Below are 13,237 nucleotides of genomic sequence, written 5' to 3'. Positions count from 1 at the left end.
CACTCCTTCGTGAACGGCACCATCATTACATCGTGGTAATCAATGCGCAAGAGCCTCTGCGCGCGATTCTCGGAGGCGTCAGGGACGGTATCCGCCGGGGCTGCCCGCGGTGCTGCCCCGGGGGTGCAGCCGGTGCGGCAGCGTCACGGCCCGGGGAGGCATCGTGCGATCGTCCATGCGCGCCGTCAGCAGCGAGAGCGCTGCGCTCGCCAGCGCGTCCCGATCGAACGCGATCGTGGTGAGCGACGGGGTGGTGAACGCGGAGAGCTCCACGTCGTCGAAGCCGGTCAGCAGCACGTCGTCTGGAACGCGGATGCCGTGCGCAGCCAGCGTGTGGAGGGCGCCGAACGCCAGCGAGTCGGTGAAGGCGACCACGGCGTCGAAGACGACCCGCCTGTCCAGCAGCTCCTGCATCGCGTCGGCGCCGCTCACCATCGACCACGGCAGCCGATCCGCCTCGAGCGCAGGATCGCGGGGGATCCCCGCCTCCTGCAGCGCATCGTGCACGCCCTGCAGACGCAGGCGGCTGGTGGCGGTGGCGGTGCTCTGGCCGGTCGCCCCGCCGATCACGGCGATCCGCCGCGCACCCTGGGCGATCACGTGCCGGGTCGCATCGGCCGCCGCCAGCCGGCTGTCGATGCCGACGTGGTCCGCCCGGCTCTGCTCCACCTCGCCGATCACCACGAGCGGCGGGAGGTCGTCCGCCAGGGGGATCGCGCTGTCCTCCAGTCGCACCGGGTTGAGGATGAGGCCGTCCACCTGGCGCGTGCGTGCGCGTGCGAGCAGCTCGCCCTCGCGCTCGGGGGAGAGCGCCGTCTCCTCGAACTGCACGGCGAGCCCGCGCTGATGGGCCGCGGCGACCAGGCTGTGCACCAGCTCGGCCGAGTACGCGGTGGCCAGGTCCGGAAGGGCGACCGCGATCGTGCCCGACCGGCCGGTGCGCATGCCCCGGGCGCTGAGGTTCGGTACGAAGTCGAGCTGCCGCATCGCCCGCTCGACCTTGTCGCGCTTCTCCTCGCTGACCGTGAACGCGCCCGTGACGACGTTCGAGACCGTCTTGGGCGAGACCCCGGCGAGGGCGGCGACATCCTTCATCGTCGCGCGGTGCGGAGTCGGCGGCGTCATGCGGGTCAGCCTAGTGCGGGGCGGGGCCGTGTGTTCGGAGGAGGCCGCCGCGTTCCAGGCGGGTAGCCTGGCATGGTCTGCGATCATGACGGCGAGGAGGCTACACGTGAGGAGCGGTTCAGCGGCATCCGCTGATGCGTCGCGGCCGAGCATCTACGACGTCGCCGAGCGCGCCGGTGTCTCGCACATGACCGTGTCCCGGGTGCTGAACCACCATCCCAACATCCGCGAGTCCACGCGCCGTCGCGTCACGGATGCCATCGCCGAGCTCAATTACGCGCCCAGCTCGATCGCCCGGGCGCTTGTGCGCCGCCGCTCCCTGCGCATCGGCGCGATCGTGGACAATCCCGGGCAGTACGGACCGAGCAGCACGCTGCGCGCGGTCGAGGCCGCTGCCCGAGAGAACGGGTACGCAGTGAGCGCGCTGTCACTGGAGGGGCGGACGGCGGGCATCCGGGAGGGAATCCTCGATCTGGTCACCGAAGGCGTCGACGCCCTGTGCGTGATCGCGCCGCGCGAGTCCTCGCTGCAGGCTGTGCGTCAGCACGCCGCCGCGCTGCCGACTCTGGTCGTGAAAGAGGAGGCCGATGCGCTGCTGCACACCGTGTCGGTGGACCAGCGCGCGGGAGCCCGACTGGCCGTCGGGCATCTGATCGAACTCGGCCACCGCCGGATACTCCATCTGGCCGGGCCTCCGGACTGGTTCGACGCCCGCGCCCGCACCGCAGCCTGGCGGGACGCGCTGGAGGATGCCGGTCTGGACGCTCCGGACCCGGTGGTGGGGGACTGGTCATCCGAGTCCGGGTACCTGGTGGGGCGCGCGCTCCGGCTGGACGGCGCGACGGCGGTGTTCGCGGCGAACGACCAGATGGCGCTCGGTCTGCTGCACGCCCTTGCGGAGCGGGGCATCCGTGTGCCCGACGATGTCAGCGTGGTGGGGTTCGACGATGTGCCCGACGCCCGCCATTACACGCCACCACTGACCACTGTGCGCCAGGACTTCACGGCGTTGGGCCGTCTGGTCATCCGAGAACTGCTCACCGCGATCGACGGAGGCCAGCCCGGTCACCGGGAGCTGATCCGCCCCGAGCTGGTCGTCCGAGCGTCGACCTCAGCCGTCCTCGGGTAACCGCGGGGCTCAGCATCCGGGGCGGTCCGTGACGACTCGATCGTTGCGCTCGCGTTCTGTTCTCGCTAACATCATCGCTCAGTAAGGTTTTACATTGCAGTGTCATGCGCTGTGCCTTAGGGCATCTATGCAACGGAGCAGAGAAGGGATCGGTCCGATGACCGCCAGGAAGAGAATCACAGGCATCCTCGCCGTCGGTGTGACAGCAGTGCTGCTGCTGTCCGGATGCAGCGGGAACGGCCCCGAATCGGCAGACCAGGCCGGCAGTTCGTCCGCTGCCACCCCGAAGAAGGGTGGCACGGTGTACATGCTGCAGAACGCGGACTTCTCCTACCTCGACCCGGCCCGCGGCTGGGACGGTGGCGTGAACGCGTTCTACCGGCTGCTGTACCGCGGCCTGACCATGCAGAACGCCGGTGACGCCAAGGACCCGAACGCCATCGTCCCCGACCTGGCCGAGTCCCTCGGCACACCGTCGGATGACGGCCTGACGTGGACCTACAAGCTCAAGGACGACCTCAAGTTCGACGACGGCACCCCGATCACGTCCGCCGAGGTCAAGTTCGGGATCTCCCGCGCCTGGGACCCCCAGATCGGCATCGGATCGCCCTACCTGAAGGCGGTCATCGACGCGCCCGGCGACTACCAGGGTCCGTACGTCTCCGGTGACATCCCGACCATCGAGACCCCGGACGCCAAGACCATCGTCTTCCACCTGAAGCAGCCGTTCCCCGAGTTCGACAACGTTCTCGCCCAGCCGAACGCGGTGCCCTTCCCGAAGGGCTCCGGCGGAGGAGACTCCTTCATCAAGGACGTGATCGCCTCCGGTCCGTACACCCTCGCCTCGTACACACCGGGCAGCGTCATCAAGCTCGAGCGCAACAAGTACTGGGACTCGAAGACCGACGACGTGCGCAAGGCCTATCCGGATGCCTGGCAGGTCAACCTCGGCATCGACCCCGCGACCATCGACGAGCGCATGATCTCCGGTCAGGGGGATGACGCCGACGCGATCGCCGGCAAGATCAGCGCCGCGACCCTGCCGCGCCTGCAGACCCCGCAGCTGAAGGCGCGCGTGATCAGCGCGCCGGCGTTCTGCACCACCTACCTGGGCATGAACACGACCAAGCCGCCGTTCGACAAGGTCGAGACGCGTCAGGCCGTGAACTGGGCGCTCGACCGTTCGGCCGTCCAGAACGCCAGCGGTGGTACGCAGCTGGCGGACGTCGCCACCACGATCATCCCGCCGGCCGTCAGCGGTCACGCCGACTTCGACCTCTGGAAGAGCAAGGACGGGAAGGGCGACCCGGAGAAGGCGAAGGAGCTGCTCGCCAAGGCCGGCCTGCCCGACGGCTTCACCTTCACCATGGACATCCGCTCGCAGCCGGCCATGCAGGCGCAGGCCGAGGCTGTGCAGGAGTCGCTCAAGCGCGCCGGCATCACCGTCAAGCTGAACGTCATCGACACCTCGGTGTACTACGAGACCATCGGCACCCCGGCTCAGCAGCACGATGCCGCCATCACCGGATGGTGCCCGGACTGGGCCTCCAGCGCCAGCACGTTCATCCCGCCGCTGTTCGACGGCCGCAAGGTCACCGAGAAGGGCAACAACAACCTCTCGCAGCTCAACGACCCGGCGGTCAACGCGCGCATCGACGAGATCATGACGATGACCGACACCGATGCGGCCAAGAAGGCGTGGGGCGATCTGGACAAGCAGATCCTGGAGCTGTCGCCCATCGCGCCGCTGGTGTGGGAGAAGGGTCTGTTCCTGCCCGGCACCAATATCGCGGGGTACCACCCCAGCACCAACATGACCGACCTCACCATCGTCGGTCTGAAGGACCCGTCGAAGGGCTGACCATGACCCTCACCTCGAGTTCGCTCGAGATCGAGGCCGCACCGGGTGCCGATTCCGAGTCCCTCTCGGAATCGGCACCCACCTCCGGCCGCCGGCTCGTGCACGCATTCGTCAAGGACTGGGCGGCGGTGCTGTCCTCCGCCTACATCGTCCTGATCATCCTGATGGCGCTGGCCGCCCCGCTGCTCGCCCGGATCACGGGGTGGGGGCCGTACGAGTTCGATCAGGGAGCCATCGACCCGAACATGGGCGCGATCCCGATCGGACCCGCCGGCGGCATCAGTGCCGAGCACTGGTTCGGCGTCGAGCCCGGCAGTGGCCGGGACATCTTCGTCCGCATCGCGTACGGAGCGCAGGTGTCGATGGCCGTCGCGCTGTCGGCCACCGTCATCACCACCGTGATCGGCACCGTGCTCGGCATGCTGGCCGGCTACTTCGGCGGCATCATCGACACGATCATCTCCCGCGTCATGGAGTTCATGATGGCCTTCCCCGCGTTGATCTTCATGATCGCCATTCTCTCGGCGCTCCCCTCCGACAACAGGATCGTGCTGCTCGTCGTGGTGATCTCGCTGTTCGGCTGGCCCTACCTCGCACGCATCGTGCGCGGCCAGACGCTCTCCATCAAAGAGCGGGAGTTCGTCGAGGCGGCGAAGGCGTCCGGCGCAGGCTCCGCGCGAATCATCTTCCGGGAGATCCTGCCCAACATCACCTCGACGATCCTCGTCATGGCAGCTCTCGCGGTACCCGGCTACGTCGGCACAGAGGCGGGCCTCTCCTTCCTCGGCGTCGGGGTCGTGCCCCCCACGCCGTCCTGGGGGCAGATGATCGCCTCCGCGGCGCCGTGGTACGCGGTCGACCCGATGTACTTCGTCTTCCCCGGCGCGTTCCTGTTCCTGCTGGTGCTGTCCTTCGTCACGCTCGGGGACCGCGTGCGGGCGATCCTGGTCAGCGGGGAGACGCGCGCATGATCCGTTACATCACCGGCCGCGTGCTCGGCATGGTCGTCGTGCTGTTCCTGGTGACGCTGTTCACCTACGCGATCTTCTTCCTGCTCTCGCCGGACCCGGCCGCTCAGATCTGCGGCAAGAACTGCACACCGGAGCTGATCGATCAGATCCGCACGAACCTCGGGTTGGACCAGCCGTTCTGGACGCAGTTCTTCACCTACGTCGGCGGGCTGTTCACCGGGCGCACCTTCATGGTCGCCGGCGCGCCCGTGGACTGCGCGGCTCCGTGTCTGGGCTACTCCTTCCAGACCAGCCAGCTGGTCGGTGACATGATCGTGCAGCGACTGCCGATCTCGGTGACCATCGCCCTGGGGGCGGCCGTGCTGTGGGTGCTGGCGGGACTCGTCACCGGCGTGCTCAGCGCCGCGAAGGAGGGCGCGTTCGTCGACCGCTTCTTCGCAGGTCTCACCCTCACGGCGATGTCGATCCCGAACTACGTGCTCGCTCTCGTGCTGCAGTTCGTGCTCGTGGTCGCCCTGGGCTGGCTGCCCTTCCCGCAGGCGGTCTCGTTCACGGACGACCCCGGCCGATGGTTCCTGAACTTCCTGATGCCATGGGTCGTGCTGGCGGCGGGATACGCAGCCACCTACACACGGCTCACCCGCGCCAACGTCATCGAGACGCTGCAGGAGAACTTCGTGCGCACGGCCAGGGCGAAGGGCCTCGCTCCCGCGCTGGTGTGGCGGCGTCACGCATTGCGTCCGGCTCTGACCCCGATCGTGACCATCTTCGGACTCGACCTGGCGGGACTGCTGGGCGGTGCACTGATCACCGAGAAGGTGTTCGGCCTCAACGGCGTGGGCAAGCTCACCGCCGACTCGATCGCCGCGAACGACCAGCCTGTGATCATGGCGGTCACGCTGCTGTCGGCCGTGTTCGTCATCGTGGGCATCCTGGTCGTCGACCTGCTCTACTCGGTGATCGATCCTCGGGTGCGGACAGGAGGTGCGCAATGACCGGGAACGCCAGGACCCCGCTGCTGTCGGTGCGCGATCTGACCATCGGCTTCCCGACCGCCAACGGCACCACCTCGGTCGTGCGCGGCCTCGGCTTCGACGTCCCGCGCGGCGGTGCGGTCGGCATCGTCGGCGAATCCGGATCAGGCAAGTCGATGACCAGCCTGGCCGTCATGGGGCTGCTGCCGAAGGGCGGAACCGCGACCGGGTCGATCGTCTTCGACGGCCGCGAGCTCATCGGACTGCCGGACCGGGTGATGCGCGACGTGCGGGGCGACCGCATCGCGATGATCTTCCAGGACCCGCTCTCCTCGCTGAACCCGTACTACAAGGTGGGGGTGCAGATCGCCGAGGCCTATCGGGCGCATCGCCCGGGTGTCAGCCGTCGGGAAGCGCGCAAGGTCGCCATCGAAGCCATGGACCGAGTGCGGATCCGTGACGCCGCCGAGCGCGTCGACCACTACCCGCATCAGTTCTCCGGTGGCATGAGGCAGCGCATCATGATCGCGATGGCACTGAGCATGGAACCCGACCTGATCATCGCCGACGAACCGACCACCGCGCTGGACGTCACCGTGCAGGCGCAGATCCTCGATCTGCTCGATGAGATCCGCGAGGAGACCGGAGCCGGACTGATGCTGATCACACACGACCTGGCGGTGGTCAGCGAGGTCACCGATCACATCGTCGTGATGCGCAACGGCGAGATGGTGGAGCAGGGTGCTGCGGAGCAGATCTTCTGCGATCCGCAGGCCGACTACACGCAGCGTCTGCTGGATGCCGTGCCGCGCATCGATGACGAGATCGGTGAGCTGCGGACCACCGACGTGATCGTGGTCCCCGGATCGACGCGCACGACCACGACGGAGGAGCGACCATGAGCACCGAATCGGCTCCGCTGTTCCGGGGCACCGGGCTGGTGAAGGAGTACTCGCGTTCGCGGGGGATCTTCAAGCAGCGCACGGTGTTCCGCGCAGTCGACGACGTCACCCTGGAGGTGCGCCGCGGCGAGACGCTCGCCCTGGTCGGCGAGTCCGGATCGGGTAAATCCACGACCGCGCGCCTGGCGGCCCGGCTCGTCGACGTCACCAGTGGCACCGTCGAGTTCGAGGGACAGGACGTCACGCATCTGAAGGGCTCCGACCTGCGCGACTTCCGCAGCGCCGTGCAGGTGATCTTCCAGGACCCGTACTCGTCGCTGAACCCGAAGCACAGCGTGGAGCGTCTGGTGACCGCACCGCTCGTGTACCAGAAGCGGAAGATCCCGGGCGGCGCCCGTGCGTTCGCCCGTGATCTGATGGCCCGTGTCGGCCTGAACCCCGACCACAGCGAGCGCTACCCCTCCCAGTTCTCCGGCGGCCAGGCGCAGCGCATCGGCATCGCCAGGGCGCTGGCGGCCGGCCCCCGGCTGGTGATCTGCGACGAAGCGGTGTCCGCTCTGGACGTGTCGGTGCAGGCCCAGGTGATCAACCTGCTGCGGGAGCTGCAGGCGGATGAGGGTTTCGGCTACCTGTTCATCGCGCACGATCTCGCCGTGGTGCGCCAGATCGCGACCCGGGTCGCAGTGATGCATCAGGGCCGGATCGTGGAGACCGGGCCGCGGGACGTCGTGTTCGACCACCCGCAGGACGACTACACCAAGACCCTGCTGCAGGCCGTGCCGCGCATCGACCCGGAGTGGGATCGACGCCGGCGCGAGGCTCAGCAGGCGCGACGTGCCGGGTCCATCGCGACCGCGGCCGAGGAGGAGGGTCGATGACGGTCTCGTACCACCTGCCGGGGATCGCGGTACGCGAGCAGCGACTGGACGTACCCCTGGACTGGGCGGATCCGGGCGCCGGGACCGTCAGCCTGCTCGTCAGGGAGCTCGTGGATCCGGAGCGGGCCGGCGATGACCTGCCGCTGATGACGTACCTGCAGGGCGGCCCGGGCGGTGCCAATCCGCGGCCCCTGCTGCGGGACGGATGGATCGACGAGGCGCTGCGCGACTACCGGGTCGTGCTCGTCGACCAGCGCGGCACCGGAGGCAGCAGTCCGCTGGAGTCGGCTGACTTCTCAGACCTCGACGGGGCGGCCGGGGCCCGCCTGCTCTCACTGCACCGCGCCGACTCGATCGTGCGCGACCTCGAGCATGTGCGTACGGCGCTGTATGGCGGCCGGCGCTGGGCGACCCTTGCGCAGAGCTACGGCGGCTTCCTCACGCTGACCTATCTGTCGCAGGCGCCGGAGGCACTCGCCGCCTGCTATGTCGCGGGTGGAATCCCCGGCGTCCCGCCCCGCGCGGCCGATGTGTACGCCCGCACCTTCGATCGGGTGGCGGCGAAGACCGCCGAGCTGTACCGCAGATTCCCGGAAGACGCCGAGGCGGTCGCGCGGATAGCCGACCGGCTGGCCGAAGGCGACGTGCGGCTGCCCGACGGCGATGCGCTCACGGTGCATCGTTTCCAGTCACTGGGAATCGATCTCGGCATGAAGCCCGGGCACGAGCGCATGCACTGGTTGGTCGAGAAGGCGTTCGCTCGCCCCGGTCGACTCTCCGAGGGCTTCCTCGCGGAGGTGCTCGCCCGAAGCTCGAGCGCGGGGAACCCGCTGTTCTGGACCCTGCAGGAGTCCATCTACGGCGACCAGGAGAGCGGGCCGACCGGATGGGCCGCGCAGCGGGAGCGCGATCGGCGTCCCGAGTTCGACACCGGCCGTCGGCCGCTGCTGTTCACCGGGGAGATGGCCTTCCCATGGATGTTCGACGAGGTGCGTCTTCTGCGAGGCTTCCGCGACGCCGTGCACGTGCTCGCGGAACAGGTCGAGTGGAGCCCACTGTACGACCGGGAGCGTCTTGCGGCGAATGAGGTGCCGCTGGCAGCCGCCGTCTACTTCGATGACATGTACGTCGATGCGGGGCTGCAGCTGGAGACCCTGTCCGGCATCGGCAACGCGCAGTACTGGGTGACCAACGAGTTCGAGCACGACGGCATCGGCTCCGGCCGGGTGCTCTCGGCGCTGCGCGAACGAGTACGCGATCGTGGAGGAGAACACAGATGACAGTCGGACCTCGGACCTCGGTCCGCCCGCCCTACGCCGGAACCCGCTACCCCCGCCTGGCAGAGGTGCCCGCCTTCACGGACATGATCGGCCAGGGCTGGCAGGAGCAGACCGTCCTGCCCGATGTGGAGCCGGGCACTGCCGAGGCGGCGGCCTCCCACCGTGCTCGTCTCAGTGCCTCTCATCCGGGACGCACCCTGCTCTTCGCCGCAGGCACCGCTCCCACTCGCAACGACGACGCGCAGTATGCGTTCCGTGCCGACAGCGGCTTCGTCTGGCTCACCGGATGCCAGGCCGAGGGGGCGGTCCTGGTGATGTCCGCGCGGCCGGGGGGACACGACGCCGTGCTCTACATCCCCGAGCCGTTCCGCCCGGGTGACTCGGGCTTCTTCTCGGATGCCGCCCACGGCGAGCTCTGGGTCGGGCCATCCGCGGGCCTTGCGGAGTGGGCAGTGGCGCTGCAGATCACGGTGGAGCCGCTGAGCGCGCTGAAGGGCCGGCGCAGCGAGTTGCGCGGCGCGCACGCCGCCCGGTCGGCGACCGACCTGGCTCACGAGGTGGACGCCGAACTGTCCGCCGAGCTGGAACGGTCGGTGTCGATCCTGCGAATGATGAAGGACGACTGGGAGATCGGGCAGCTCCGCTCGGCCGTGGACGCCACCGTCGGGGGCTTCGACGCCGTCGCCCGGGAGGTTCCGCGAGCCATCGCAGAGGGTCTCGGGGAGCGCTGGCTGCAGGGCACCTTCGACCGGCACGCCCGCACGTTCGGCAATGGGCCGGGCTACTCCACCATCGTCGGATCGGGCCCGCACGCGCCCATCCTGCACTGGGTCCGCTGCGATGGCGACGTGCTGCCGGACGCGGCCCTGCTGCTGGACATGGGAGTCGAAGCACGCTCGCTGTACACGGCCGACGTCACGCGCACCATCCCGGCCTCCGGGGCCTTCTCGCCCGCCCAGCGAGCCGTGCACGACCTGGTCGAGCGCGCCCACCGCGCCGGGCTGGAGCAGATCCGTCCCGGCGTCGAGTACCTGGACTTCCACTTCGCTGCGATGGAGGTGATCGCCGGCGGCCTGCACGACTGGGGGCTGCTGCCGGTCTCCGTGGACGAGGCGCTCTCCCCGCACGGGCAGCAGCACCGCCGTTACCTCGCGTGCGGCATCGGGCACCACCTCGGGCTGGATGTGCACGACTGCAGCCAGGCCCACTACGAGGACTACATGGGCGCACCGCTGCAGGCCGGAGTGGTGATGACGGTGGAGCCCGGACTGTACTTCCACGCCCACGACCTCACCGTGCCGCCCGAGCTGCGCGGTGTCGGGGTGCGTCTGGAAGACGACGTGCTGGTCACGCCGCACGGCTCGGAGGTGCTCTCCGAGGCGCTGCCGATCGACGCGGACGGCGTCGAGCGGTGGGTGCGGGAGCGACTCGGGACCGCGGCATGAGCGCAGTCTCCGCACCGCGGCTGCGCCCGTTCCCGCTCGGCGATGTACGGATCGGGGAGGACGGGATGTTCGCCCGCTCCCGTCGGCAGATGCTGCATCTGGCCCGCGCGTACCCCGTCGACCGGCTGCTGGCGGTGTTCCGCGCCAACGCCGGGCTGGACGTGCGCGGCGCGGAGCCGCCCGGGGCCTGGGAGGGCTTCGGTCACCCGGACGAGCAGCCATGGAGCGAACATGACTATCCGGGCCGGGAGGCGGCGCACACCGCCAACCTGCTGCGGGGGCACTACGCCGGTCACTTCCTCTCCATGCTCTCGCTGGCGGCGGCGGGTGAGGCGGATGCCGGACTGCGCGGCAAGGTCGACGAGTTCGTCGCCGGTCTCGCCGAGGTCCAGGCGGCGCTGGCCGCCAGCGGACGGTACTCGCATCCGGGCTTCCTCGCCGCCTACGGCGAATGGCAGTTCTCGCGACTGGAGCAGTACGCGCCGTACGGCGAGATCTGGGCGCCGTACTACACCTGCCACAAGATCATGGCCGGCCTGCTCGACGCATACGAACTGGCCGGCAGCACGCAGGCGCTGGAGATCGTGACCGGCATGGCACGCTGGGTCGGGTCCCGGCTGCGCAGACTGGATGCCGCACAGCTGCAGCGGATGTGGTCGCTGTACATCGCCGGTGAGTTCGGCGGGATGAACGAGACGCTGGCGCGGCTGGCCGCCGTCACCGGGGAGCCCGAGTTCCTCGACACGGCGCGGCTGTTCGACCAGAGGGAGTTGATCGACGCCGGCCGCTCCGGCCTCGACATCCTCGACGGCATGCACGCCAATCAGCATCTGCCGCAGCTGATCGGATACGTGGACGAGTATGAGGCCACGGGTGATCGTGAGTACCTGGACGCAGCACAGGGCGTCTGGGGTCAGGTCGTGCCGGGCCGGATGTACCCGCACGGCGGCACCGGCGAGAGCGAGCTCTGGGGTCCCGCCGGGTCGGTCGCGCGTGACATCGGGCGGCGCAATGCCGAGACCTGCGCGACGTACAACCTCGTCAAGCTGTCTCGCAGGCTGTTCGCGCACACCCTCGACCCCAGGTACACGGACTACATCGACCGGGCACTGAGCAACCACATCCTCGGTTCGCGGCGCGACGTCGACTCGGACGTCAGCCCCGAGGTCACCTACATGTTCCCCGTGCACCCTGGCGCGCTGCCCGAGTACGACAACATCGGCACGTGCTGCGGCGGGACCGGCCTGGAGAACCACGTGACGCAGCAGGCGAGCATATTCCTCCGCGGGGAGGACGGCGACCTGTGGGTCACCCAGTACACGCCGGCCGAGCTGGACTGGACCGAGCGCGGGGTGCGCGTCGTTCTGGAGCAGGAGCATCCGTTCGCCTCCACCGTGCGCGTTCGCGTCGAGCCCACCGGTGGCCCGCTGGCGCTGACCGTGCACCTGCGCATCCCCGACTGGGTGGAGGGCGAACCGCGCGCGACAGTGGCGGGCCGGCCGCTCGCCTTGGACGTGCGGAACGGGTACGCCTCAGTGCGCCGGACCTGGCGCCGAGGAGAGGCGCTGACGCTGGAGCTCCCCACCGCTCTGCGTGCCGTCCCCGCTGTCGACGACCCGCACCTGGTGCACCTGCGCTACGGGCCGCACGTGCTGGTGGCGCGCTCCGACAGCACCACCGCCCTCGAGCTCGCGATCGCAGCGGCCCGCCATCCAGACGGCTCGCTCGTCAGCGACGCTGACCCCGCACAGGCGCTTCGCGACGGCGGAGTGACCGTGGACGGTATCCGCTTCGTGCCGTCGTGGACGGGGGCCGATGCGCGGTACCACATGTACGTGCGGGTGGCGGATGCCGCGGTCGGCTTCGCCGGCGTGCAGACGGAGGTTCCGGCGCGGCAGCGGGAGGACGGCAGCACACTGCTCGACGATGTCTGGGCCGGTCCCGGGCCGGTCACTGTGACGGAGTTCGCCGAGCGCGTCGTCACCGCGGTGCGCGACGGGCTCCGGGACGGACTGCTCGGAGGCGCCGAGGCGCACACCGTCCTGCACGCCGCGCGCGCCGCCGTCATCGCGTTCGGCGACGGTGACGGCTCCGCGGTCGCGTCGCTGGATGCCGCGCGCGACAGCATCCGAGTGGATGAGCCGGCCGCTCCGGCGGTCGAGATCCGCACCGCCGAACCCGCCGCGGCATCGGGCTGGCACCTGCAGGCGCCGACCGTCCTGCTGCGCGCCGCCACCTGGGACGGCGCGCAGGCGCGGATCGACGTACGCATCGGTGACGGGCGGTGGCAGCGGTACGACGGGCCCCTCCGCGTGGATGTCGAAGGGGAGGTCGTCGTGCAGGCCCGGGCGATCGCCGGAGGACGCACGGGCACGGCTACCCGCGTGCTGCACATCGACACCCGGCCGCCGGTGACGCAGGCTCGGGTCACCGACCTCGGTGCGAGCGTGGAGATACTGCTGGTGGCCGAGGACGACGTGTCCGGCGTGGAGCAGATCCACTGGCAGGGCGAGGGGACCTTCTGGGCGACGTTCCAGGAGGCGTTCGTGCGCACGCTCACCGACCGCGAGCAGGTCATCGAGTTCGCGGCATCCGACCGTGCGGGAAACGAGGAGCCGCTGAGACGTCTGGTGCTTCCGGCGAGGTCGAGCGTGGAGAGGGGCTGAACCGGC

The 13,237-nt window shown here is 69.5% G+C and carries 10 protein-coding genes; 9 read left to right on the top strand and 1 reads right to left on the bottom strand.

Features of this window, described 5'->3' with window-relative positions; translation table 11 throughout:
• Positions 1–78: 78 nt before the first annotated feature.
• Positions 79–1,125: a LacI family DNA-binding transcriptional regulator gene (locus MIAR_RS15515; RefSeq protein ID WP_285637778.1), complete on the bottom strand. Its 1,047-nt coding sequence runs from the start codon at positions 1,123–1,125 to the stop codon at positions 79–81.
• Positions 1,126–1,231: 106 nt separating this feature from the next.
• Between MIAR_RS15515 and MIAR_RS15510 the strand changes: the two genes are divergently transcribed.
• The 9 genes from MIAR_RS15510 to MIAR_RS15470 all read left to right on the top strand — a co-directional run bounded on the left by MIAR_RS15510 (position 1,232) and on the right by MIAR_RS15470 (position 13,231).
• Positions 1,232–2,254, top strand: coding sequence for a LacI family DNA-binding transcriptional regulator (locus MIAR_RS15510; RefSeq protein WP_285637776.1), 1,023 nt, complete (start codon positions 1,232–1,234; stop codon positions 2,252–2,254).
• A 157-nt stretch (positions 2,255–2,411) separates the two neighbouring features.
• Positions 2,412–4,115: an ABC transporter substrate-binding protein gene (locus tag MIAR_RS15505; protein WP_285637774.1), complete on the top strand. Its 1,704-nt coding sequence runs from the start codon at positions 2,412–2,414 to the stop codon at positions 4,113–4,115.
• Between the two features lie 2 nt (positions 4,116–4,117).
• Positions 4,118–5,086, top strand: a complete 969-nt coding sequence (locus MIAR_RS15500) for an ABC transporter permease (protein ID WP_285637772.1) — start codon at positions 4,118–4,120, stop codon at positions 5,084–5,086.
• Positions 5,083–6,081 carry an ABC transporter permease gene (locus MIAR_RS15495; protein ID WP_285637770.1) on the top strand — a complete coding sequence of 333 codons (999 nt, stop codon included), beginning with the start codon at positions 5,083–5,085 and terminating at the stop codon, positions 6,079–6,081. Before MIAR_RS15500 ends, MIAR_RS15495 begins: the two co-directional genes overlap by 4 nt.
• The gene (locus MIAR_RS15490) at positions 6,078–6,962 is read left to right on the top strand and encodes an ABC transporter ATP-binding protein (protein ID WP_285637768.1); all 885 of its coding nucleotides are present in this window, start codon (positions 6,078–6,080) and stop codon (positions 6,960–6,962) included. The genes MIAR_RS15495 and MIAR_RS15490 overlap by 4 nt, the downstream gene beginning before the upstream one ends.
• Positions 6,959–7,840, top strand: coding sequence for an ATP-binding cassette domain-containing protein (locus tag MIAR_RS15485; protein ID WP_285637766.1), 882 nt, complete (start codon positions 6,959–6,961; stop codon positions 7,838–7,840). Before MIAR_RS15490 ends, MIAR_RS15485 begins: the two co-directional genes overlap by 4 nt.
• Positions 7,837–9,120 carry an alpha/beta fold hydrolase gene (locus tag MIAR_RS15480; protein ID WP_285637764.1) on the top strand — a complete coding sequence of 428 codons (1,284 nt, stop codon included), beginning with the start codon at positions 7,837–7,839 and terminating at the stop codon, positions 9,118–9,120. The genes MIAR_RS15485 and MIAR_RS15480 overlap by 4 nt, the downstream gene beginning before the upstream one ends.
• Positions 9,117–10,565: an aminopeptidase P family protein gene (locus MIAR_RS15475; protein WP_285637762.1), complete on the top strand. Its 1,449-nt coding sequence runs from the start codon at positions 9,117–9,119 to the stop codon at positions 10,563–10,565. Before MIAR_RS15480 ends, MIAR_RS15475 begins: the two co-directional genes overlap by 4 nt.
• Positions 10,562–13,231 carry a glycoside hydrolase family 127 protein gene (locus MIAR_RS15470; protein ID WP_285637760.1) on the top strand — a complete coding sequence of 890 codons (2,670 nt, stop codon included), beginning with the start codon at positions 10,562–10,564 and terminating at the stop codon, positions 13,229–13,231. Before MIAR_RS15475 ends, MIAR_RS15470 begins: the two co-directional genes overlap by 4 nt.
• Positions 13,232–13,237 lie beyond the last annotated feature (6 nt).

The organism is Microbacterium arabinogalactanolyticum, assembly GCF_030268005.1.
Lineage (GTDB): Bacteria > Actinomycetota > Actinomycetes > Actinomycetales > Microbacteriaceae > Microbacterium > Microbacterium arabinogalactanolyticum.
This window is presented reverse-complemented; position numbering and strand designations above follow the sequence as displayed.